The organism is Bdellovibrio sp. HCB-162 (genome assembly GCF_047344985.1).
GTDB lineage: Bacteria > Bdellovibrionota > Bdellovibrionia > Bdellovibrionales > Bdellovibrionaceae > Bdellovibrio.
Map to the genome: position 1 here is coordinate 1,134,613 of NZ_CP178861.1, position 21,537 is coordinate 1,156,149.

Annotated in this window: 21 protein-coding genes, 1 tRNA gene and 2 pseudogenes; 14 read left to right on the forward strand and 10 right to left on the reverse strand. The window is 45.4% G+C overall.

The genetic code is table 11. The annotated features are described in order from the left end of the window. Window position 1 precedes the first annotated feature (1 nt). Window positions 2-1,447: a hypothetical protein gene (locus ACLSSO_RS05525; RefSeq protein ID WP_413944301.1), complete on the reverse strand. Its 1,446-nt coding sequence runs from the start codon at window positions 1,445-1,447 to the stop codon at window positions 2-4. Between the two features lie 173 nt (window positions 1,448-1,620). Here ACLSSO_RS05525 and ACLSSO_RS05530 point away from each other — a divergent pair, with 173 nt between their 5' ends. Further along, window positions 1,621-3,912 carry a vitamin B12-dependent ribonucleotide reductase gene (locus ACLSSO_RS05530; RefSeq protein ID WP_413944302.1) on the forward strand — a complete coding sequence of 764 codons (2,292 nt, stop codon included), beginning with the start codon at window positions 1,621-1,623 and terminating at the stop codon, window positions 3,910-3,912. Between the two features lie 105 nt (window positions 3,913-4,017). Beyond that, window positions 4,018-5,214: a S1 RNA-binding domain-containing protein gene (locus ACLSSO_RS05535; protein WP_413944303.1), complete on the forward strand. Its 1,197-nt coding sequence runs from the start codon at window positions 4,018-4,020 to the stop codon at window positions 5,212-5,214. Window positions 5,215-5,275: 61 nt separating this feature from the next. On the opposite strand, the gene ACLSSO_RS05540 is transcribed toward ACLSSO_RS05535, so the two are convergent. Continuing rightward, the gene (locus tag ACLSSO_RS05540) at window positions 5,276-5,428 is read right to left on the reverse strand and encodes a hypothetical protein (RefSeq protein ID WP_295905574.1); all 153 of its coding nucleotides are present in this window, start codon (window positions 5,426-5,428) and stop codon (window positions 5,276-5,278) included. A 76-nt stretch (window positions 5,429-5,504) separates the two neighbouring features. Then, entirely contained in the window at window positions 5,505-6,608 is a 1,104-nt protein-coding gene (locus ACLSSO_RS05545) for a competence/damage-inducible protein A (protein ID WP_413944304.1), read from the reverse strand. A 244-nt stretch (window positions 6,609-6,852) separates the two neighbouring features. On the opposite strand from ACLSSO_RS05545, the gene ACLSSO_RS05550 reads away from it, so the two are divergent. Both ACLSSO_RS05550 and ACLSSO_RS05555 read left to right on the forward strand, forming a co-directional pair. Beyond that, window positions 6,853-8,061: an acyl-CoA dehydrogenase family protein gene (locus tag ACLSSO_RS05550; protein ID WP_413944305.1), complete on the forward strand. Its 1,209-nt coding sequence runs from the start codon at window positions 6,853-6,855 to the stop codon at window positions 8,059-8,061. 5 nt (window positions 8,062-8,066) lie between these two features. Further along, window positions 8,067-8,783: a TrmH family RNA methyltransferase gene (locus ACLSSO_RS05555; RefSeq protein ID WP_295904903.1), complete on the forward strand. Its 717-nt coding sequence runs from the start codon at window positions 8,067-8,069 to the stop codon at window positions 8,781-8,783. 65 nt (window positions 8,784-8,848) lie between these two features. Here ACLSSO_RS05555 and ACLSSO_RS05560 read toward each other — a convergent pair whose 3' ends face one another. Then, window positions 8,849-9,472, reverse strand: a complete 624-nt coding sequence (locus ACLSSO_RS05560; protein ID WP_295904905.1) for a hypothetical protein — start codon at window positions 9,470-9,472, stop codon at window positions 8,849-8,851. Between the two features lie 131 nt (window positions 9,473-9,603). Here ACLSSO_RS05560 and ACLSSO_RS05565 point away from each other — a divergent pair, with 131 nt between their 5' ends. Both ACLSSO_RS05565 and ACLSSO_RS05570 read left to right on the forward strand, forming a co-directional pair. Continuing rightward, a complete protein-coding gene (locus ACLSSO_RS05565) occupies window positions 9,604-10,485 on the forward strand; it encodes a fused DSP-PTPase phosphatase/NAD kinase-like protein (protein WP_295904907.1) in 882 nt (293 codons plus the stop codon). Then, window positions 10,485-10,904: a hypothetical protein gene (locus ACLSSO_RS05570; protein ID WP_413944306.1), complete on the forward strand. Its 420-nt coding sequence runs from the start codon at window positions 10,485-10,487 to the stop codon at window positions 10,902-10,904. The genes ACLSSO_RS05565 and ACLSSO_RS05570 overlap by 1 nt, the downstream gene beginning before the upstream one ends. Here the strand turns inward: ACLSSO_RS05570 and ACLSSO_RS05575 are convergent. Next, complete coding sequence (locus ACLSSO_RS05575) at window positions 10,901-12,466, reverse strand: class I SAM-dependent methyltransferase (protein ID WP_413944307.1); 1,566 nt, start codon at window positions 12,464-12,466, stop codon at window positions 10,901-10,903. The two genes, ACLSSO_RS05570 and ACLSSO_RS05575, sit on opposite strands and share 4 nt — an antisense overlap. A 199-nt stretch (window positions 12,467-12,665) precedes the next feature. On the opposite strand from ACLSSO_RS05575, the gene ACLSSO_RS05580 reads away from it, so the two are divergent. From ACLSSO_RS05580 to ACLSSO_RS05595, 4 genes are all read left to right on the forward strand, one after another. Beyond that, a complete protein-coding gene (locus ACLSSO_RS05580; RefSeq protein ID WP_413944805.1) occupies window positions 12,666-13,241 on the forward strand; it encodes a LemA family protein in 576 nt (191 codons plus the stop codon). Next, complete coding sequence (locus tag ACLSSO_RS05585) at window positions 13,241-13,975, forward strand: TPM domain-containing protein (protein ID WP_295904916.1); 735 nt, start codon at window positions 13,241-13,243, stop codon at window positions 13,973-13,975. Before ACLSSO_RS05580 ends, ACLSSO_RS05585 begins: the two co-directional genes overlap by 1 nt. 149 nt (window positions 13,976-14,124) lie before the next feature. Further along, window positions 14,125-14,769, forward strand: coding sequence for a TPM domain-containing protein (locus ACLSSO_RS05590; protein WP_295904918.1), 645 nt, complete (start codon window positions 14,125-14,127; stop codon window positions 14,767-14,769). Between the two features lie 87 nt (window positions 14,770-14,856). Continuing rightward, a tRNA-Arg gene (locus tag ACLSSO_RS05595) sits at window positions 14,857-14,932 on the forward strand. Between the two features lie 313 nt (window positions 14,933-15,245). Here ACLSSO_RS05595 and ACLSSO_RS05600 read toward each other — a convergent pair. Next, window positions 15,246-15,728 (reverse strand): annotated as a pseudogene (locus ACLSSO_RS05600) (nitroreductase family protein); the annotation flags it as partial. A gap of 14 nt (window positions 15,729-15,742) precedes the next feature. Further along, entirely contained in the window at window positions 15,743-16,186 is a 444-nt protein-coding gene (locus ACLSSO_RS05605; protein WP_413944308.1) for a hypothetical protein, read from the reverse strand. A 90-nt stretch (window positions 16,187-16,276) separates the two neighbouring features. Between ACLSSO_RS05605 and ACLSSO_RS05610 the strand changes: the two are divergent. After that, window positions 16,277-16,450, forward strand: a pseudogene (locus tag ACLSSO_RS05610) (LysR family transcriptional regulator); the annotation flags it as partial. Window positions 16,451-16,495: 45 nt separating this feature from the next. Next, window positions 16,496-17,140, forward strand: a complete 645-nt coding sequence (locus tag ACLSSO_RS05615; RefSeq protein WP_413944806.1) for a LysR substrate-binding domain-containing protein — start codon at window positions 16,496-16,498, stop codon at window positions 17,138-17,140. Window positions 17,141-17,224: 84 nt separating this feature from the next. On the opposite strand, the gene ACLSSO_RS05620 is transcribed toward ACLSSO_RS05615, so the two are convergent. The 3 genes from ACLSSO_RS05620 to ACLSSO_RS05630 form a co-directional block, all read right to left on the reverse strand. Further along, on the reverse strand, window positions 17,225-17,944 hold the full coding sequence (locus ACLSSO_RS05620) for a hypothetical protein (protein WP_413944309.1): 720 nt from the start codon (window positions 17,942-17,944) through the stop codon (window positions 17,225-17,227). 10 nt (window positions 17,945-17,954) lie between these two features. Further along, a complete protein-coding gene (locus ACLSSO_RS05625) occupies window positions 17,955-19,034 on the reverse strand; it encodes a M23 family metallopeptidase (RefSeq protein WP_413944310.1) in 1,080 nt (359 codons plus the stop codon). A 126-nt stretch (window positions 19,035-19,160) separates the two neighbouring features. Beyond that, complete coding sequence (locus ACLSSO_RS05630) at window positions 19,161-20,042, reverse strand: pirin family protein (RefSeq protein WP_413944311.1); 882 nt, start codon at window positions 20,040-20,042, stop codon at window positions 19,161-19,163. Between the two features lie 45 nt (window positions 20,043-20,087). On the opposite strand from ACLSSO_RS05630, the gene ACLSSO_RS05635 reads away from it, so the two are divergent. Together ACLSSO_RS05635 and ACLSSO_RS05640 are read left to right on the forward strand one after the other, a co-directional pair. Next, window positions 20,088-20,861, forward strand: a complete 774-nt coding sequence (locus ACLSSO_RS05635; RefSeq protein WP_295905911.1) for an AMP nucleosidase — start codon at window positions 20,088-20,090, stop codon at window positions 20,859-20,861. Between the two features lie 79 nt (window positions 20,862-20,940). Continuing rightward, complete coding sequence (locus tag ACLSSO_RS05640; protein WP_413944312.1) at window positions 20,941-21,426, forward strand: hypothetical protein; 486 nt, start codon at window positions 20,941-20,943, stop codon at window positions 21,424-21,426. The last annotated feature ends 111 nt before the right edge of the window (window positions 21,427-21,537 follow it).

Below are 21,537 nucleotides of genomic sequence, written 5' to 3' on the forward strand. Positions count from 1 at the left end.
ATTAAGCTGTTACTTTAGCTCGTTCCTTTTCCTCATATTCCTGGATTTTTTCATTGAGGAAGTTCTGAGCGCGGTATTTATCAAGGTCCTTCAAATCGCCTTTGAGAATGTGAAGCTGAGAAATTCCCTGGCTTTGCAGGCGTTCTTTTTGAACGTGATAAAAAACACCTCCCCGAGGAGTATACAGAACGTACTTATTATTCCTGGGAAGATGTATATAAACATTAAATTCCACGGCAACGTCACCCGCAAGCTCTTCAAGGTGGATCGAGGCCATTTCTTCTGCGGCGGAATCTCCATGACGAGATTTAATGTCGGCGCGCGGGAAAAACGCCATCGCCACTTCGTTGCCATTGTGAATGGATTTTCTTAAGAATTCCGCATATTGCAAGGCCCAGTCTTCAAAAGGCACTTGGCGAATTTCTAAATCCATAGAGTCGCCATCACGAATGTCTTCGCCGTTATTTCTTAAAAAACGAAACAGACGTTCGCGGATTTTTCCAATGAACGCGGCATCCAAAGATTTGTCCTTTCCCATGGCCGTCACGAGGTAGCCTGAGAAACGACTGGACTCAATAACAATGCAAGCGACATTGGTTGAAGCTTCAATTTCTTGAGTCGTTTCAGAGGTTGTTTTGACGCAGGAATTTTCCAGAGCCTCTTTGGTTCCACGCAAGATAATGGAATCTTTTTTTGTGGCTTGAGGATCTTCTTCAATCTGCTCGGGAGTCAGGCGATTCTTTTTATGCGTAGCTATGTCCGGCAGAGGAGCCCAACCAGGTAAGTTTCCATTAGGTTTTTGCAGCGAGGATGAGAGTGGCGTTGCCGCTTCTGTATCAAACATGCGCGAATGCAAAGTGCCAGCACCGATACCATGTCCAATGGGACCTGAATTGTTCGTGTTTGTTCCCGGAATCATACCAAGACCTTGAGCATCGTCGCTGAACATTTGCGCCAGCACACTTTGCGCATTTTGTGCTGAAAATCCGCCTTCGCCTTTAATCGCGATGACACCGTCTTCTTCGGAAGAAAGACCCGCGCGCATCTGTTGGGGAGAAAGTCCCTTCGTCTGCAAGTCTTTGTAGTATTTATTAACCGTTCTTTCAACAGCAGGACCCGTGACAGGAGGATACAGCAAATATTCCGTCGCACATGTGCTGAGTAAGTTGTAAGAAGCGGCCGAACTTTCTTCCGCAAACGCGATCACACAAACGGGAAACGCTTGGGTCAAAATTTTCGGAAGATTGCGGACTTTGCGGTTGGGATGGTCAATGCTCACCATCACAAACTGCGGCTGTTCTTGAACCAAAAAAATCAAAGCCTCTTTAAGATTGGTTGTGGATTTGACTTTCCATTCCCGATTTCTTAGAAATCCCTCGACAGCTCCCAGGCCGCCGGGTTGAGACTTAATAATAAGCAGCGATTTTTTAATAGTCTCTTGATTCATAGGTACATCTTTAACGGTTTGTTGACCGTAATAAGCGAGCGTTTCTACGATCTCTTAATCAAGATTACGAAGGCTTAATCGGGTGCCTAGTCTTTAGACGGTGTGGTCTCGAACATCCGTGCCATACAGAGCCTTGCTTGGCGGAACCAGAGAGAACCATTACAATATTCTTCATGAAAAAACATTCTCTGCACAGTCCGACTTATTTTGTTCCTGCCGGCAAGAATCCTGAATCCATGTTCGAGTGGAAAAAAGTAGATTCTGAAATTCGCAACCGCAAAGGAGAAATCTTTTTCGAGATGAAAAATGTCGAAGCTCCAGCGGGGTGGTCGCAACTTGCCATTGATATCGCGGCCAGCAAATACTTCCGCAAAGTCGGTGTGCCAAGAACAAAACACGAAAATTCTGTCAGACAGCTTGTGAACCGCGTGGTGAAAGCGGTTGCAGGTTCGGCGATCAAACAAGGCGGCTACTTCGCAAACAAAAAAGACGTCGATGTTTTTGCCAAGGAACTTCAATATATTCTTCTGTCACAACGAGGCGCTTTTAATAGTCCCGTGTGGTTTAATGCAGGTCTTTGGGAGTCTTATAAAATTGAATCTCCGAGTGAGCATTTTGCGTGGGATGAAAAAAAGAAATCTATTGTTGCAACCGCCAATGCCTACGAGCGCCCGCAGTGTTCTGCGTGTTTTATTCAAAGTGTAGACGATTCTATCGAAGGCATTTTTGAACTCGCAAAAACGGAAGCAAAATTATTTAAATACGGATCGGGCACAGGCAGTAATTTTTCAAAAATCCGCAGTCGCTACGAAATGACGGGAGCGGGCGGGAAAAGCTCGGGGCTTTTATCATTCTTAGAAGTTTTGGATAAAGGAGCCGGAGCTATTAAATCTGGTGGCACCACTCGACGAGCCGCTAAGATGGTCGTTGTTGATATCGACCATCCTGAAGTTTTGGATTTCATCGACTGGAAAATGAAAGAAGAACGAAAAGCGCACATGCTTATCGCTGCAGGATTAAGTCCTGAGTTTGAAGGGGAAGCTTATCGCACGGTCTCTGGTCAGAATGCCAATAACTCGGTTCGTGTGAGTGATGCTTTCATGAAAGCTGTTGAAGGCGGTAAACATTGGAAATTAAAATCCCGTGTTTCAGGAAAGGCCTTGAATGGTCTTCCTGCTGTCGATGTCTGGCACAGAATCACACATGCCGCGTGGATGTGTGCAGATCCCGGCGTTCAGTTTCACGATACGATCAACAAATGGCACACATGTCCGAACACGGATGAAATTCATTCCAGCAATCCTTGTTCGGAATACATGTTTTTAGATGACTCCGCTTGCAACTTGGCTTCGATCAATCTTGTGAAGTTTTTAAATGAAGACGGCAGTTTTGATTTTGAAGCTTTCATTCACACGGCTCGCACTCTATTTGTCGCGCAAGAAATCCTTGTCGATTATTCAAGTTATCCCACGGAAAAAATTGCGCAGAACTCTCATGACTATCGTCCCTTGGGATTGGGCTTTGCGAATTTGGGAAGTCTCTTGATGCGCAAAGGAATTGCTTATGACAGCGATGAGGGGCGTGCCTGGGCAGGGGCCATCACAGCTCTGATGAATGGTGTCGCTTATTTGACAAGTTCTGAAATGGCCCGAGCGAAAGGTGCTTTTGCGGGTTTCAAAAAAAATCGGGCGCCGATGCTGAAAGTGATGAAAAAACACGAAAAGGCCGTCAAAGATATTCAGTGGTCTTTCTTGCCTCAAGGTTTAGATAAGGCCGTTAAAAATCTTTGGAAGGGTGTTTTGTATAACGGCACGAAACACGGCTATCGAAACTCTCAGGCGACGGTGATTGCTCCGACGGGAACCATTGGTCTTTTGATGGACTGTGATACAACCGGAATTGAACCGGATTTTTCATTAATTAAATTTAAAAAACTTTCGGGTGGCGGAGAAATTCAAATCGTCAATCAATCTGTAGAGCAAGCTCTTCGCATTTTGGATTATTCGCCTGAGGAAATCACGGCGATTCTAAAATACGTCGCGGATCACAACACGGTTGAAAAATGTCCTCAGATGCATCCTGAAGATATTCCGATTTTTGATTGTGCGACGGGAGCCGCGGGTCACCGGGTTCTTTCAACGGAAAGCCACGTGAAGATGATGGCCGCAGTGCAGCCTTTTATCAGCGGTGCGATTTCCAAGACGGTGAATCTTCCCAATAGCGCCATCGAGGAAGACATCAGCAATATTTATTTCCTGGCTTGGAAGTTGGGAATCAAGGCCGTGGCCGTTTATCGTGACGGCAGCAAACAGAGCCAACCTCTGAATGTCCATAAGCCCAAAGGCGTGGCAGAACCAGTCATTCCGAGTTTTACCATGAAATGTCCTGAGTGCGGCAGCGACACAGTGCTCACGAGCGGTTGCTATCGTTGCCCTAATTGCGGGACAACCGTGGGCTGTGCTTAGGATAAAATCGGTTCTAGATATTCAGAATTAATTGCGGTAAGGTAGTCCGCGGCAGCGGGCAGAGTGTAGGGCCAGAGGCCCGAAACTGAAGCAGTAAAGGTGTATATGAGCAAAAAAGATATTTTCGGTGATGATATTGAAGAAACAAAAGATATGGCGAGCTTTGAAGAACTTTTTGCTCAGTCCGAGCAAGGATTGAAGACTCGTGTTTCTGTCGGCGATCAAATTCGCGGAGAGATTCTTTCTATCGGAAAAGAAGAATCTTTTGTTTCTACAGGAACTCCTGTTGATGGATTGATTTTTACTAAAGACCTTATGGATGAAAACAAAGAAGTGAAATATCACGTGGGTGATATGATCGACGTTGTTGTGATTTCCGCGAAGGGTGGCGAGATTCGTTTGGCGAAAAAAGGTTCGAAGAATGCTTCGACCGATTCTTTGGAAGACGCCTTCGATATGGAATTGCCGGTGACAGGAACAGTGATGGAGGCTGTGAACGGCGGTCTTCGCGTGAACATCCAAGGCAAAACGGCTTTCTGTCCGATTTCGCAAATTGATTCTAAGTTTGTGCAGGACACGGCAGAGTACATTGGTCGCAAGTTTGATTTCTTGATCACTCAGATGGACAAACGCAATATGGTGGTGTCTCGTCGTAAGCTTTTGGACCTACAAAAAGCAGAAAACGAAGGCGTCTTTATGGAAAAACGCAAAGTGGGTGACATCCTTGAAGGTCGCATCACACGTTTGGAAAAATTCGGTGCCTTTGTTGAACTCGAAGCGGGTGTTGAAGGAATGGTTCACTTGTCAGAGTTGACTTGGTCTCGCGTGCACAGTCCGCAAGAAGTCGTTTCTGCGGGGCAAACGGTGACGGTAAAAATTCTTAAGATTGAAGATGTCGACGGACGCTTGAAAATTTCTTTGTCTATGAAACAAGCTGACGGCGATGGCAATCCTTGGAATTCAGTTCCGGCAAAATTCCCTGTGGGCACTGTTGTGAACGGTAAAGTAGAGAAAAAAGAAACTTACGGTTTGTTTGTGAATATCGCTCCAGGCATCACGGGTCTTCTGCCAAAATCAAAATGGCGTGATCATGTCGATGGCGCGCAGTTTGAAAACAAAAAACGCGGCGATGAAATCGTAGTTCAAATTGATGAAATCAAATTTGAAGATAAAAAGATTTCGTTGGGCGTTCCTGGCGCAGGTGAAGATCACTCTTGGAGATCGCATCAACCGACATCCGGCAGCGGCTTTGGTTCTTTGGGCGATGCTTTAAAGAATTTAAATATCAAACCAAAGAAATAATTAGTTTCGAAAATTTTTAAAAACTAAAAAGGACTGAGCTTATTACTCAGTCCTTTTTTATTTAACGGTGATGTTTGAAGTATTGAATATCTCGTTCGTGTTTTTTTGCGGCTGCAAGAGTCGGAAATGTTCCTAAGTTTCTGCGTTTTCCCGTCTTAGGATTGATCTTGCGGGAATAAATTCGATATCCGCCGGATTTAAGTTTTCTAATCATAAATCCTCCTCATTCATAAGAAAATTGAAACACTTTCCAATGAAAAAATGGAGGATCCAGTGTCTATTTACAAAGCCTAGACAAGGTTCTTAAGCCAAAAGATCAAAGCCATCTCCGCAAAATACTGGTGACGGCGTTCTCGCATATTGGCGGTTTTGTAAGGGGTTTCGATGATATCCTTAAGAACACGTCCTTTGTGTTGTAAACTCACTTCACAACTGTGCTCGTCTTTCGGTAGCACGTGCAGATGAAGTTCCGCAGGGCTTTTTACGGCGCGGGATTTTGAAAAGCTCCACGATTGATCCGTCATAAAATCTCGCAAGACGGGCATTAAACGGTTCATTAAAAATTGCCCGGTCACTTCGTCGATCAAGCAGACAGATTTTATTTGCTTTAAATTCTCTGCAAAAAGCTCAGCGGCATCATTCCCATCGCGAGCAATCGTACAGAACTGCAGAGCCTCTGTGAGTTTTTCAAGAGCTTCGGCCATTTCTTTTTCTTGGGATTTAAAGAAAGAAAGTTTTACTTCGACGTAAGGAAGATGCACGCGGTAGCCTTTTTCGACTTTCACGTCTTTTAAAAGATCTTCAACAATCACAGCGACGTCGGATTCACCAACGCCCATCGTGTCCCAGATACGAGTGATATAGGGATCTAGGTTTTTGGTATTTTCTTTAAGCCACTCGGCAATCGAGTCTTCCCATACAGCTTCGATTTCGCGAGGAGGGCCGGGTAAGACGAAAACTTTTTTACCATGAGCTTCCAAGTAAAAGGCGTTCGCTGTTCCCTGAGAGTTAAAAAGAACCTTGGAACCTTTTGGAAAATAACATTGCTGCCTTTGTATGTCCTTAACGACATACCCACGAGACGTCAGGCGATCATTCACATGTTTCCAGGAAGTTTCGTCAAACTCCAATGGAACTCCCACCCATTCGGTCACGATATCGCGAGTGAAGTCGTCAGATGTGGGACCCAATCCGCCAGTCACAAATAAAAGATCTCCATGAGAGGCGCAAAACTCCAAACCTTCGCGCATCAATTTTCGTTCATCAGGCACCACAAGATGAGCCGTCGTTGTCAGGCCCGCCGCTTTTAATTTTTTAGAAATCCACGAAGCGTTTTTATTGACGATTTGTCCATCGGTGAGTTCTGTGCCAATGCCTAAAATTGCGGCTTTCATTGTGAGAATTCTCCTAAATCTTCCTCTCACTTTGCCCGCCAAACGATCCAACCTCAAGATCTGCGTCCAGATTCTTCCGAATAGGCTCTGCCAATGGCGTATACGCAACGCATTAACGTGGTCAAAACCTTGCCCCGGTGTCACTCTCTCAATAGATTCACGCAGTTAACTTAGATAATAAAACGCTGTTTCAGTTCCGGGCCTGGCCCTGACTCTGTTGGCGTCCGTCGAAGGAGTTCCCATTATGTCTTTTAATTGGAAAGAGTTTGATCTTTACAATCCAACACCTGAACACGCGATGCTTCGTGAAACTGTGAAGGCATTCACAGAGGCCGAAGTCGAACCGCAGGCTCACGAGTTTGATCGTTCTGAAAAATTCAATCTCGCTCTTTTCAAAAAAGTCGGGGAGTTGGGGCTTCTTGGTATCACAGTTCCCGAACAATTCGGCGGGGCGGGAATGGATGCGACAGCGGCTGCGATCGTGCATGAAGAGTTGTCGGCTTCAGATCCAGGGTTCTGTTTGGCTTATCTTGCACACTCCATGCTTTGTGTAAACAACATTGCTGTGAACGGCAGCGATGAACAACGTCACAGAGTTCTGCCAAAACTTTGCTCTGGAGAATGGATCGGTTCGATGGCGATGTCTGAGCCTGCAGTAGGAACAGATGTTTTGGGCATGCAATCCAAAGCCGTGAAAACAGGAAACGACTATGTTTTGAACGGTCGTAAAATGTGGATCACTAACGGCACGATCGATGAAAACAACACACCTTGCGATTTGGTTTTGGTTTACGCAAAAACGGGTGAAAAACACGGGCGCGCTCTTGTTTCGACTTTCATCGTTGAAAAAGATCACAAGGGTTTTGAAGTCGGACAAAAAATCAAAGACAAGCTTGGCATGCGTGGCTCCAACACGGCAGAACTTGTTTTCCAAGACTGCCATATTCCTGCAGCAAACTTGATCGGTCATGAAGGGGACTCTATGCTCCACATGATGCGCAATCTTGAAATCGAGCGCCTGACATTGGCTGCGATGAGCTTGGGTATTGCTCGTCGCTCTATCGAGATCATGAACCGTTACGCAACAGAGCGTGAAGCTTTCGGAAAATCTTTGAATCACTTCGGTCAAATTCAACGCTACATCGCTGACAGCTACGCGGAATACAAAGCGGCACGCGCTTACGTTTACGAAACAGCTCGTCGCATGGATTTGAACAAAGAAGGAAACCGTTTGGATTCAGACGGTGTGAAACTTGTCGCAACAACAATGGGTAAAAACGTCGCGGACCGCGCGATCCAAGTTTTGGGTGGTTACGGTTACGTGGGTGAGTACGTTGTTGAAAGACTTTGGAGAGACGCAAAGCTGCTTGAAATCGGCGGCGGAACTTTGGAAGCGCACCAAAAAAATATCACTCGTGACTTGGCGAAGAGCCCTGAGTCTTTGTACAAGTAGGTAGCATGTTTCCTTATGGGCCCGAATTAGAGATCAACGCCAATTTAAAAGTTCACTATCAATTGATTCTTGAGAAGATCGGGCCTTTGCTCACAGACGAGCGCCGACAAAAAATCGAGCGCGTGGTCTCTTTAAGAAATTTCGATACAGCCGTAGTCCTTGAAGGCATTTACGATCGCGGAAATATTTCTGCGGTGATGAGAAGTGCGGAAGGTTTGGGCTTCGGAAATTTCCACGTCATTGAAACTCAAGAAAAATTCAAAGAAGCCAACCGTGTCACGCAAGGTGCCGACAAATGGGTGGAAGTGCAGAAGTGGAAAAAGACCGCGGACTGCGTGAAAACTTTAAAATCCCAGGGCTATAAAATCTGTGTCACACACTTGGATGCGAAAGCCAAACCCCTGCATGAAATTGATTTCTCGGGTAAGGTCGCTCTTGTTCTAGGAAATGAAAAAGATGGTGTCAGCCCTGAGATGATCGCGGCTGCCGATGAAACCATTATCATTCCTATGACAGGCTTTGTGCAAAGTTTTAATATCTCTGTAGCGGGTGCTCTAAGTCTTTACCATATCTCTCAAGATCGCTTGAAGCGCTTAGGATCAAATGCGTCTTTATCTCAAGAAGAGCAGGGAATCTTGCAGGCTTATTACTATATGCGAACGCAAGACTCAGCAGCTCAATATCTAGAAGAAATGTTTTCTCGCGGAATTCTTAAAGCTTAGAGCCTAAGGGGAACGCCGTACCTTTTTGTAATGCGGCGTAGACGTAAAAAATCCCCTGGCACCTTTTATTTCGTTCCTGACGATTTGTTTTGATACGAACCTTTGCCGCCATTTTTACGTACGAGTTTTTCGTAGAATGCGACTTGCTTGTCGATGCTCTTTTGCATTTCTGGTGAGTCGACTTTGCGGCAGACATTTAAAGATTCAATTGTGCCGGCAGGATCGTATTTGTTTTGATATTCCGATGTGACGCTGTTCATTTGGCGGATCAATTCTTTCTTTAATAGATCCAATGACGATTTATCCAATTGCGCACTCGGAGTTTCAGCATGTGCTTTTTGTTCTTTTGTTGGTTCTTGAAAAGACACATTCCCTAGCGTTCCATTTTTTTGGAAGTTCAACACACGGTAAAAAGGTTGCTTCTTTTCATCTAAACGGATGACTAAGGATTTGTCGGCGTATTTGTTTTCAAGAACTCCGATGGATTCGTCTGTTACGAAATATAATTTCTTTCCGGAAGAAAACTCAAATGGTGTTGCAGAATCAGTTGTGAGCTTAAAAGTGCGAGCGTCCGCTTTGCCATCCAAAGCTTCATGGCAACGGATCAAGTTTGTCAGCTCTTGAGAAGCTAAAGCCGGAAGAGTTGAAAGAACACCTAAACACGCTAAAAAGAGAGACGCTTTTTTCATAGTATTCCAGTTCCGCGAGCTCACAGGTCGCTCTTTGAGGATAAACGGAATTTTGTCCAGCTTCGAGTCTAGATTGAAGGGTTGTCCTTGGGCTCAAATTCCACTAGGATTTTTCTATGGAAGGAGCCTCTATGAAAAAGACAGCTTTGATAATCTCCCTTGCGGTTCTTGCCGGTTGCGCCGAGAAAGTCGTGACGGATCATAGTGATAAGCCGGTACCCGTCGCCGCAAAATCCTCGTTTTTTATGACGAAACCTCAGCCGACCGAACCTGTCGAGTTGGTCTTTGATACAAAGTACGCAGGGAAAAAGGCAGTGAACTATCGCAAAAATCCCGATATCAAAATGTCCGGGAGCGCGACTTTAGACCCGAAAGCTCTCAAGGAAGTCGCTAAACCCATGAAAAAGAACAAAGCCATTCTTTACGTGTTTGACCTCCGCCAGGAATCCCACGGTCTTATCAATGACATCCCGGTGACGTGGCAGGCAGAGCACGATTGGGCCAATGCGGATTTGAATCACGATGAAGCCGTTCGCCGTGAACGCCGTCAACTTGGTGATTTGCGTGTCGGTGAAAAAATCAATGGTGTGGAAATCAAAAGCATTGAAACAGAAGAAAGCATGGTTCGCAGCGCCGGTTATCAGTACGTGCGCCTAACCGTGACGGACCACGTTCGTCCGGTGGATTCAGAAGTAGATCGGTTCATTGAGGCAGTTCGCGAGCTTCCAGAAAATTCCTGGATCCATTTTCACTGCCGCGCTGGCAAAGGTCGCACGACCACATTTATGGTTCTTTACGATATGCTGATCAACGCGAAGTACGTTCCGTTTGATGACATCATCAATAGAAATGCGAAACTCAGCGAAGACTACGACGTGATGGCCGTTGTTGACGCCAAAGACTGGAGAGCACCTTATCAAAAAGAACGTGCTGATTTTGTGCGTGCCTTTTATGAATACGCTAAAGAAAATCCGCGCGGTGAGAAAAAACTTTGGTCAGAGTGGGTGAAATAATGAAAAAGAATTTAAGTCTTATTTTGGTTATGTTGTTTCTCGGGGCTTGTGCAACGAAACCAAAATCTCATGACTCGGGCTTTGAAGATTTAAAAGAAACAAAGCATGCAGCGACGGCAAAGAAAACAGAAAAAGTTCCTGCGGAGCCCGCGAAGGCTTCAAGCATTGTTGTTGATTCCAAAGATTTGCAAGTTTTGGAAAAAATGACGAAGGCTGTGGAATTATATGTTTTAAAAAACGATAAGAAGCAGTTCACATCACTTTGCAAAGACAAACGTTTTGATTGTTTCGTGGATGATAAAGCTTATCCGAAAACAAAAAAGAAAATCGCACGCTCTGTGCCCCCTTATGCCAGCGGCTCAAAAATGGGCCTGCAAGGGGAGCAACGCGTGCATGTGAAGTACGATTTTTATCCCTAGTTTTTACGAAGGATGATGGACTTCATCAAGGGCTCCTGATCCGGGAGCTCAAAGTCCAGGCCTTGCGCCGGAGCGGGCAAGATCTTAAACGAAAATTCTCTTTTCAGTTTGTTCAATCTTAAATGCAAATCACCCGTCGTCCACTTTTCATAGTTCGTGCAGAAAAGCAGAAGACCGTTTTTTTCCAAACAGTACATACAGTTGATCATCAGCTCATCAAAGTTCTTGCTGATTGAAAACACACCACTCTTAGAGCGGCCAAAAGAAGGAGGATCACAGATGATCAATCCAAATTTTCTTTTGCGACGAATGGTGCCTTTTAAGAATAGCAAACAGTCTTGCACCCAGAATTCATAATTTTCTTGTTCGGGATTCAAACCATTCAATTCAAAATTGCGTTTGCTCCAGTCAATGAAGTTTTGTGATACATCGACGGTGCAGACTTCTTGGGCCCCAGCTAACGCTGACACCACACTGAAACCACTCGTGTAAGAAAAAAGATTCAAGACACGGCGATCCTCGGCATGTTCTTTCACCCACAGACGATTTTCACGCTGATCCAAGAAAAGTCCCGGAGACAATCCCGTGTCGCTGCGAAGTTCGTAGTTCACACCATTTTCTTTCGCCGTCCAACGTGTCGAAGTATTACCGATATTCCAAAGAATCTCCGCATTGGGATCTTCTCCGCGGTTGAGCATTTTGCGAACGAGGATTTTCTTTTGATGTTTTTTAGCAAGCTTTTCAAAGCGAAGCAGATCTTGAACCGTTGGATCCGATTCCTTGTACCAATAAACCCAAAGGTACTCGCCGTACTGATCAATACGGTAGGTATCCAACTCACGATGACTGAGGCGCAATGATTCATCTTTAAGTTCGGAAAACTTATACATGCGTTCACGGCGCTGGAAAGCTTCCGCTAAAATCAATTCTTCGGTTTGTGATTGTTCATTGTGCTTAGCCCACTCTGGAAGATCCGTTTCAAAATGAATTTTTTCACCACGAAGTTCAAAAGAAAGAGAAAGCGAGTGAAGGCACAAGCGGAAATAAGGAGTTCCGTTATGATCATTATCGCCCAAGATTGCAATGCCGTTAGCTTCGGCATGCAAACGAATTTGATGAGGCTTTCCAGAATGAGGAACAGCTTCCCAAAGATCATAGTCGCCGACATTCTTAAGCCATTTAAAAGTGGTTTTCGAGTTCGGTTCTTTGCTCACGGTGCTGACGAAAGCATTTCTTTCTTTCGTGATTAAAGATTCGTAAGTGAACTCTTTCTGTGAAGATTTTTTGTCCGTGAGAAAAAGATATTTCTTAGCGACCTTATGCTGCTCAAAAAGATGTGTGATCTCAGCAGCCAATTCTTGCGAAGTCGGGAAGACCATGGCTCCCGATGTCGCTTTATCCAGGCGATGCACGACGTAGAGTTTGCGATCCAGCTCTTCTTCATACACTTCCACGCAACCACGCTGCCCGAACTCGGGAGTATGGGTGTTGAGGCCCGCAATCTTGTCAATAAAGATGCAGCCGGCTAATTCGGTGTATCGGAGCTTAATCACACGTGTCATCTGGCTACTATAATCCGGTTTTCATTGAGGGTCACTTCCGTTTTAGCTACAAATAGAGCCTGGACCTTGCCGCTTCAGACAGTCCTCACTCGAATGGTTCGGTGGTGGCTCTGCAGAAGTTCTTCGCCTCGTTGCGGAACTCGCGTCAAGATCCAGGCTCTATTTGTAGCTAAAACGGAGGTCTCTCTTGAAAAACCTGATGATAGTAGTTCTTTTGGCGTTTCCATTTTTGGTGGGTTGCGGGATTCAATCTCTGCCTCAAGGTAAGAATAGCACTGAGGCGGCTTTGGCTGAGGTTACTAACCAGTACAAACGTCGGGCTGATTTGATCCCTAATCTTGTGAATGTTGTTAAAGGGTATGCGAAGCATGAGCAGGAGACTTTGACGGCTGTTACTGAGGCTCGTGCTAAAGCGACTTCGACGCAGATTGATCCTTCGAAGGTGACTCCTGAGCAGTTGGCTAAGTTTCAACAAGCGCAATCGGGATTGTCTCAAGCTTTGGGTCGTTTGATGGTTGTCACTGAGAAATATCCTGATTTGAAAGCGGATCAAAATTTCCGTGATCTTCAGGCACAGTTGGAAGGCACAGAGAATCGTATTACGATTGCTCGTCAGCGCTATATTGAATCCATTCGTGATTTCAATAATCTGATCACGGTTCCACCAACAAGCTGGACGAACTCTGTGATGTATCACTTCGAAAAAATGCCTCAGTGGGATTTGACTCCAGAGGAAAAAGCGACGGCTGAGAAAGCTCCAGAAGTTAAATTCTAATGCGCTTTTTGGCCCTTTCCTTCTTTTTATTTTTTACCAGTCTGAGCGTTTTTGCTCAGACTGAGTTTAAAGTTCCCGCTCTCACGGGGCCCGTGATTGATGAAGTGGGATTTTTAAATCGTTCAGATCGCCAAGATCTGATGCAGCTTCTTTATGACTTCAATCGTCGCGGCAAAGCACAAGTGCAAGTTTTAATTGTGCCGGATCTGCAAGGTCTTCCGATCGAGCAAGCTTCCATTCAAATCACTGACAAATGGCAGTTGGGCGATAAGAAAAAAGACAACGGTGTTTTGTTTTTGATCTCGGCTCAAGAGCGAGCAATGCGTATCGAAGTCGGACAAGGTCTTGAAGGTGCGATTCCTGATATCACGGCAAAACGTATTATCAGCGATCAAGTCATTCCACTTTTTCGTTCGAAAAGATATTCCACAGGCATCGTTATTGGGGTTCATGAAATCCTTCGTTTGGCGGATAAAGAATTTGCTGACGAAAATAATTTGCAAGACTCTGAATCCAAAGGCGGCGACATTCCCGTTTTTGTGATCATCGCTCTGTTAATCATCATCTCCATCTTAGGTCGCTTCGGCGGCGGAAGAGGACGCTTCTATCGCGGTGGCGGCGGAGGCTGGGGCGGTGGTTACGGTGGAGGAGGATGGTCCTCTGGCGGAGGCGGCGGCGGCTGGTCCGGCGGTGGTGGAGGATTCTCAGGCGGCGGCGCTTCCGGTAACTGGTGACGGCTGTTGAAAAAGGCCCATCTGACTGCGTTGTCGGGCCTTAGCTTACACTGCGACGTGCTTGTAGCACGCCTCCGTTACAGCTAAAACCCTCCGCCTTGCATATGGACCTTTTTGAACAGCCTTTGATTATCGATAAGGAAGTTTTAATGGCGTGGATTAATAAGTATCTTTCAAATGAGGATCTTAAAAAAATTGAAGACACGATTTCTCGTGTTGAAGAATCCACTTCAGGTGAGATTGTTCCTGTTATTGTGAAACGATCTTCAACTGTGGGGCATGTACCGCTGACGTTGACTTTGCTTATTACGCTTTTGATTGTGATCGTGGAGTTTCCATTTAGTGATTGGTTGTGGGTAAGACCATGGGTTTACTTGTGGCCGGTTCTTTTAATTGTGATTTATTATCTCTCACACATTCTCGGGAAAATTCCCTGGATTCAAAAAATCCTGGTGCCTGAAAAAGATGAAGTAGAGCAAGTTCACCAACGCGCGCACTTGGAATTTTACACAAACCGTGTGAATCGCACTCAAGGTGGCACAGGCGTTTTGATTTTCGTCTCTGTGATGGAGAAAAAAGCTGTCGTCCTTGCGGATGAAGGCATTTCGGCAAAACTTCCTAAAGAAACCTGGGACAAAGTTTTAGAACAACTCGGCCAAAACCTCAGAGCGGGTGAGTGGTCCAAAGGCTTTATCAACGCCATCGAAAACTGCGGCGAGCACTTGAAACATCACTTCCCAGTGACATCGGAACGACAAAATCAGCTTAAAAATCACCTCGTGGTGAAAGATTAGCGACGCACTCTCCCATTACAGGAAGAGCGGATAAGGGCGTCCTCTTGCCTTTTTTAGTGCTTACTTGATACTGTTAAGGCTCATTGTGCAGTCGTAGTTCAATGGATAGAGCACTTGGCTTCGAACCAAGGGGTTGCAGGTTCGAGTCCTGCCGACTGCACCACTTCTTGCTTTTTTAGAGAAAGAAATCCCTGTCTCTCCAGGCAATTAAAGACCGTCTTAGAGTATATTTCATGCGACTCGCGGGTGTACTTTATTTTAGTATATACTTGCGCTAAGTTTTTTACGCCGCTGTCCTCAATGGCTTTTCTGAGATCCGGATGGCTCATGTAGCGTTCCCAGCCTGCTGTTTCTCGATCACTATAAGATTCAAGAATCTCGTCATCGGTTTTCACCTGGTATTGTTCACGATGAACCACAGCTGTTGTTGGAAGCCTGTCGCGAGTGGCGGGGTGTTCGTCAGGATAACCTAAAGAAAAACCAACAACAGGCACGACGCCCTCCGGGCATTTTAAAATTTTGGCAATGCGGTCGCAGCTGGCCAACGTCGTTCCCATGTAGCAAATTCCCAAGCCTTCTGCTTCGGCTGCGAGTGCGGCATTTTGGCTGGCTAATACGGCGTCGATGGCCGCAATCATAAAGCTCATAAAGTTATCGAAGTTTTCAGGGGCTTCGCGCAACTTAATCCATCTTTTCATACGATGGAAATCGGCACAAAAAGTCAGAAGCAGGGGAGCATCGAGCACCATGTTTTGTTTAAAATGGGGCTCATACAGTTCTTCTTTTATTTTTTGATCACTCGTCACAATAACCGAGTACGCCTGCATATTTCCTGAAGATGAGGCTCGCGTCGCCGCAAGCAAAATCTTATTCAGAGTTTCCTCGGGCACGGGCGTGTTTTTGTAAGAGCGAATGGACGTGTGATTATGAATAACATCGAAGATCTTGTGTGAGCCCATTTTGCTTCCTTAAACTATTGTCTTGTTGCGATGAAATTTCCCAAAAGCTCGCCGGATTCTAAGTAAGCACTTCCAGTTAAAACAGGAGTCTCACCGTGAAGGGCTTTTTTGAAGTTTTCCGGCGCCATCTGAGCTTTATAGATAACTTTGTAAGAGCGGCCCCCTTCGACGGCAAGAATTTCAAATTGCAGATTGCAAGAAGAGGTTTTGCGCGAGCACTGAGCTGTGCCATTCAACGGAGAGCTAAAGATTCCGGGAACGGTGATGGTTCCCACGATGTTTCCGTTAAAGCGATAAAGATGCAAAGGGCTCTGTTGACCCTTGAGTTTCATTTGGTCCAGGAACAGGTGTTCCCCAATAGTAAGTTTCATTTGGTAGTTTCCGTCCAAACGTGGCAACACGTGGGCTGAAGCGATTCCAGGCAAAAGAGACATAAGGGAGCAAAGAAGATATTTCATTTTTATTCCTTTCACGGTTAAGAGCCGGAAGCCAACTTAAGTGAACTACATATTGAATAAAAGTGCATAATAGATGATATTATGTGAATTATGGATACAGATCGTTTGAGGTACTTTTGTCTTATCGCCGAAACGGGAAGCCTGACTAAGGCTTCGGAGCTTTTAAATATCTCCCACAGCGGTCTTTCCAAGGCCATGACGCTGTTGCAGAGTGAAGTGAATCAAACTCTTTTTCGTCCGCAAGGGCGGGGTCTGGAACTCACCGAGGAAGGCAAAGCTCTTTACGGAAAAAGTAAGAAAGTTCTTGAGATGGTAGAAGAGCTAAAGACGCGTGAGACATTAGTTTCTAAACAAGTTTTAAGAATCGGAATGACAGAGATTTTTTCAGTGGCGTTGGCACGCGAGGTTGCGGAGAGTCTCGATACACCTGTCAGTATCTATGATTTTGACTCTGGCGAAATCGAAGTGAAACTTCTTGAGGATGAAATCGATTTTGCAATTTCGACGGTTCCATTTCCGCATCAGCATCTGGAGTATTTAAAAATAACGAAAGCCTTTATGGGTGTTTTCCATAATAATCGGGATTTCAGAAAACTGCCTTTAGAAGACATACCCTTCGTAGGTCCCAACTCAGAAATAAAAAATAACCCCTTAAGTCTTCGTTCAAGAGATGGTTGGCCCGAACAGTTAAAGCGCCGCCTTGTTTATGGCGCAAGCTCCTTGCCCACCGCCTTAGGAATCGTCGATGCAGGAGCCGCTGCTATTTTTATTCCACGTTTTTTAGCAACAGTTCTGAATGAACAACGAGCGCCGGGTTTTCATTTGATAGAATACGAAACACATCGCGCAGTTTTAAAAAGTGCGGCTAGGGACATTTATTTGGTAAAAAGAAAAAATCGGGAAGAAACCAAAGAAATGAAAACCATCGCAAGAATTCTACGCAAGCGCTGTTAAACTCAAACCCGAGCCTTTATTGTTGATCACGAGTTAAAAATGAATTGAATTTTCATGTCTTAATCAGCAAAAAACTTTTTGCGCTTACTTGCATTGCAAAAGTTCTGTCGTTTTTAGATTTGCCAGTTGCTTATAGAGATCCGCAATTAACTGCATATTTTGATATGTCGTTAATGTCCAAGCGTTATCCAAAGCTCCTAACGTCAATCCATCGAGCAGTTGGTTGGGGGCTTTTTCGATCAAAGCGGATTGCTGTTGACGTAAGATTTCGATGCGGGATTTGATTTGCTCTTCAGACATGGTGATGAGGATTTTGTTTTCATGCTCTAGCTTTTCCGCTACTTTGGATTCTCTATTTTGCAAATCCAGAATAGTCCACGCCACTACAGAAGACACCGGAGGCATTGTGACGGCTGGGCTCGCAGCTATCAGAGCTCCACTTAAAAATTGATTTTGGATTCTATTAGCAATGAACTGCGCTGTGCCTTCCATAAAATTGGAATGAGCCGCTCCCGCTTTTCCGACAATACCATAAGACGACGCGCCCTCTGCTGCCACCATGCTTTCGGCGATAAATAACAAAGCCATGCTGCCGACCGCAAGGACAACAGAGTTGTAGTGGTCCTTGCTTGCACCCTCTTGCATTTCTTTAAAACTGTCTGCAACAACCTGCATATCTTGGGCTTGCATGTGATAAGCCCGTGCATGGCGGGCCAGAATTTCTTTATCACAGTTTTGGGCCTGGGCCATTCCGTAAGAGAAAACCAAAGAAAGAGCGGTCAGAGCTGAGACAAAGCGGTTCATGAGTATCCTTTTAAACATTGAAATGAAATGACTGAAAGAAGGCAGCCACGATTTGCAGCATGGACCCGATAAAGTTTCTTGGGTTCACGGCCGTATAACCGCGTTTGTTTTGCACGTGAGTCTCAAAGTGCAAGTGAGGAGCAGTGCCAATTCCCGTGTTGCCAGAAAGAGCAATCAAATCGCCTTGGTTCACGCTGGCACCGGCTTTGGTTTTAAACGCTGAAAGATGCGCATACAAAGTTTCAAGTTTTGCATTTGGATGAACCACGATCACGTAGTTGCCATAACCCGAAACTTTCTTTGTAAGACGATTTCTCTCGGTACGAGTTGCGAGAACTTTTCCTGAATAAACGCTCACAACCTGAGTGCCAATACCCGCGCGAAGGTCAATACCCTTATGCAGGCGGTTGATTTTTAAAACAGGGTGGCGGCGCATTCCGAATTCACTTGTCGCTACGATGCAGCCCTTGCCGCAATTTTTAATCGGACTGATGATCGTCTCTGTAGATCCTGCTTTATCGACAATACCAAACTCTTCGCGGTCTTTACGAAGACGGTCAATTTCCTTAGCCAAAGAGTTCATCTTGCCAAGAGTGTTTGCAATTTTATATTCAAAGAACGATTGTCTGATAGCATTTCCGTTACTTTCTAAAGACGACGCTTGGCGCAGATCCGGCAGGGAAATACAGAAGTCCGTGCGGTCAATGACGTCAGAAGAACGAAGGTCTTCATCAAGCACGTCGACCACGCGAATTCCGCAAGCCCAACCCAGGCGTGACTTCTGAATATTTTTTTGTCCTGGAATAATATAAGGATAGTTCACGCGCTCAGGGCTGCTTTGTGCAAGAGTCAAAGAATCATTAATGTCTTTAATATCGATAGCAAGAATGGTGTCTTCAGGAACGTTCAACTGAGACGTGAGGGCACGATCGCCGTTCGGCATTTCCGTAGCAAGAAAAAGATGAATGGAGTTGTTTGTCTTTAAGTAGAGAGTTCCATCCATTTCATCTGCGGCATGAGCGAAGCTGACAGGAGCCACAGCGAGGAATAAAACGCTACTCATTAGCTGAGATATAAACTTTCTTTGCATACGTTCCTCCAGACTGCTTCGCGGAATTGCGAAGAACAGGCCGGAAAGGAGACGGTAGGGAACTCATTAAATTCGATCTCACCCAAAAAGAGTGTCAAACAGTTAGTGAGGTGACTACAAAAGTTGTCACTCTGCCGGTAACGGAATGATGTCGGTCTCTCCGGGGACTTGCGGAAAGCTTCCGTCACGCCACTGTTGTTTTGCGTTTTCGATTTTTTCTTTGGATGACGAAACATAGTTCCAATAAATGTGCCGAGGTTCGGGGAAAGCTTCTCCACCTAAAACAACAAAGCGAGTGTCTTCGGTTGCAGTGACTTTCAATGACGAATCTTTTTCGAGCACAACGAAATCATCCGGATTGATTCTCTTCTTACCCACAGACAGCTGTCCTTTGATGATGTAAAAAGCCAACTCGTGTGTTCCCGGATCATATTCGAACGTTTGATCTTTCTTTAAGCTCACATCCATAAAGAAAAGCGGGGAGTAAGCGTTCACCGGAGATTTTTTGTCGAACGCACTCCCGGCTACGAGCGCCACGTCCGCACCGTTCACCTGAAAGCGCGGAATGCTTTCTTGCGGGTGATGCGTGAAAGAAGGTTCTGTGTCTTCATCTTTCAGTGGCAACGCCACCCAAAACTGCAAGAGATGTAAGCGGTGAGCTTTGTCGCGCAACTCTTCCGGCATGCGCTCTGAGTGAGAAATGCCTTTTCCTGCCGTCATCCAGTTGACGTCTCCCGGAGAGAGCACTTGTTTGTTTCCAAGGCTGTCATGGTGTAAAACCTGACCCTCTAGAAGATAGCTCAGAGTAGACAACCCAATGTGAGGATGAGGACGAACATCTATACCTTGGCCCGCGGAGAAGTCTGTCGCAGGAAAATAATCGAAAAAGATAAAAGGCCCCACCATGCGCTTCTTCGCGTAGGGAATCAAACGGTGCACAACGGGACCACCCACAGAGACTAAGCGCGGTGCAATCTCCATAAGAATATTATTTTGTGTGGTACTCATATTATGCCCCCTTTTATTCTATCGAAAGTCATGTTAGCTTAGGTCATGAAAACAAAAAAAGAAATAGTTGATAATTGGTTGCCTCGCTACACAGGCGTACCCCTCAATGAATTTGGTCAGTACATTTTGCTTACAAACTTCGGCAATTACGTAAAGATGTTTGCCGATCAATTCAATGTTCCCGTGCGCGGACTTGATAAACCCATGCAAACAGCAACAGCCGAAAACATCACGATCATGAACTTCGGAATGGGCAGTGCTCTTGCCGCCACTTGCATGGATCTTCTGTCAGCCATCAATCCGAAAGCCGCTTTGTTCCTTGGTAAGTGCGGCGGTATCAAAAAGAAAAACCAGCTTGGTGACTTTGTTCTTCCTATCGCGGCCATTCGCGGTGAAGGAACAAGTAATGAATATCTCCCGGCAGAGATTCCGGCTCTTCCGTCGTTCCGTTTGCAAAAAGCAGTTTCCTCGATGATCGCAAAACATCAATGCGATTATTGGACAGGCACGGTTTACACAACAAATCGTCGCGTGTGGGAACACGATGATCAATTCAAAGATTATCTGACAAAAACACGTGCGATGGCAGTGGATATGGAAACAGCGACGATCTTCGTAACGGGTTTCGTGAACGAAATTCCGCGCGGTGCCTTGTTGCTTGTGTCCGACAACCCGATGATTCCAGACGGTGTGAAGACAGAAGAGAGTGATAAAAAAGTCACTGCGAACTATGTCGAAAAGCATTTGAGCATCGGTATTGACGCTCTTCGCGAGCTTCGTGACTCCGGTGAGTCGGTGAAGCATTTGCGTTGGGATTGATTTCGCGCAAAATTTAAACTCTCTAAATTCCAAATTCGTGCAGGTTTTGTAGCATGTGAACCATTGCGAGGAGGCCTGCATGAAATGGATGATTCTATTTCTTACCGTCTTTTCTTTATCTCAAAGTTTTGCCGCTGATAATCTGCCTCGGCCTTTGCCGGACGATCCATATCCGCAAGAGCCTTATCCTGGAGAACCTCCGCCTTCACGCCCAGAGCCACCTCCACCACGCCAGGAAATTTTGTACTCCATTGGCATTGGTGAGACGGGCCGTTTCGGCGCACGCACTTATCAATTCTTTCCACGACAGGATTTAAATCGCGTCACGAAAATTCGTTTAGTCGGCGCAAGAAACAATATTGAGATTAAAGAAGTCAGAATTATTTATGCTGATAATTCAGGTGAACGATACGAACGTTCACTTCCTGGGGACTTGAGCGTGGGAGGAGTTCGCGAAGCTTATCTGGATGGGCGTCGCATTTATCGTATTGAAATCACGGCTTCGTCTTCCTATTTTTGGAAAAAGCCGGGGAGCTACCGAGTGGACATCACGGCTGTGAGATAACAAGTGCACTTTTTTTGAGCATGAAAATTAGATATGAAAATAGAAAAAGCTCTCGCTTTCATCGGGTGCTTTTTCTTATTTTCACCTTTTTTCATGCAATTAACATGTTGT

Coding starts and splice junctions, on each gene's coding strand:
- ACLSSO_RS05525 (WP_413944301.1), bottom strand. CDS start 1,447: ATGAATCAAGAGACTATTAAAAAATCGCTGCTTATTATTAAGTCTCAA.
- ACLSSO_RS05530 (WP_413944302.1), top strand. CDS start 1,621: ATGAAAAAACATTCTCTGCACAGTCCGACTTATTTTGTTCCTGCCGGC.
- ACLSSO_RS05535 (WP_413944303.1), top strand. CDS start 4,018: ATGAGCAAAAAAGATATTTTCGGTGATGATATTGAAGAAACAAAAGAT.
- ACLSSO_RS05540 (WP_295905574.1), bottom strand. CDS start 5,428: ATGATTAGAAAACTTAAATCCGGCGGATATCGAATTTATTCCCGCAAG.
- ACLSSO_RS05545 (WP_413944304.1), bottom strand. CDS start 6,608: ATGAAAGCCGCAATTTTAGGCATTGGCACAGAACTCACCGATGGACAA.
- ACLSSO_RS05550 (WP_413944305.1), top strand. CDS start 6,853: ATGTCTTTTAATTGGAAAGAGTTTGATCTTTACAATCCAACACCTGAA.
- ACLSSO_RS05555 (WP_295904903.1), top strand. CDS start 8,067: ATGTTTCCTTATGGGCCCGAATTAGAGATCAACGCCAATTTAAAAGTT.
- ACLSSO_RS05560 (WP_295904905.1), bottom strand. CDS start 9,472: ATGAAAAAAGCGTCTCTCTTTTTAGCGTGTTTAGGTGTTCTTTCAACT.
- ACLSSO_RS05565 (WP_295904907.1), top strand. CDS start 9,604: ATGAAAAAGACAGCTTTGATAATCTCCCTTGCGGTTCTTGCCGGTTGC.
- ACLSSO_RS05570 (WP_413944306.1), top strand. CDS start 10,485: ATGAAAAAGAATTTAAGTCTTATTTTGGTTATGTTGTTTCTCGGGGCT.
- ACLSSO_RS05575 (WP_413944307.1), bottom strand. CDS start 12,466: ATGACACGTGTGATTAAGCTCCGATACACCGAATTAGCCGGCTGCATC.
- ACLSSO_RS05580 (WP_413944805.1), top strand. CDS start 12,666: ATGATAGTAGTTCTTTTGGCGTTTCCATTTTTGGTGGGTTGCGGGATT.
- ACLSSO_RS05585 (WP_295904916.1), top strand. CDS start 13,241: ATGCGCTTTTTGGCCCTTTCCTTCTTTTTATTTTTTACCAGTCTGAGC.
- ACLSSO_RS05590 (WP_295904918.1), top strand. CDS start 14,125: ATGGCGTGGATTAATAAGTATCTTTCAAATGAGGATCTTAAAAAAATT.
- ACLSSO_RS05605 (WP_413944308.1), bottom strand. CDS start 16,186: ATGAAATATCTTCTTTGCTCCCTTATGTCTCTTTTGCCTGGAATCGCT.
- ACLSSO_RS05615 (WP_413944806.1), top strand. CDS start 16,496: ATGGTAGAAGAGCTAAAGACGCGTGAGACATTAGTTTCTAAACAAGTT.
- ACLSSO_RS05620 (WP_413944309.1), bottom strand. CDS start 17,944: ATGAACCGCTTTGTCTCAGCTCTGACCGCTCTTTCTTTGGTTTTCTCT.
- ACLSSO_RS05625 (WP_413944310.1), bottom strand. CDS start 19,034: ATGCAAAGAAAGTTTATATCTCAGCTAATGAGTAGCGTTTTATTCCTC.
- ACLSSO_RS05630 (WP_413944311.1), bottom strand. CDS start 20,042: ATGAGTACCACACAAAATAATATTCTTATGGAGATTGCACCGCGCTTA.
- ACLSSO_RS05635 (WP_295905911.1), top strand. CDS start 20,088: ATGAAAACAAAAAAAGAAATAGTTGATAATTGGTTGCCTCGCTACACA.
- ACLSSO_RS05640 (WP_413944312.1), top strand. CDS start 20,941: ATGAAATGGATGATTCTATTTCTTACCGTCTTTTCTTTATCTCAAAGT.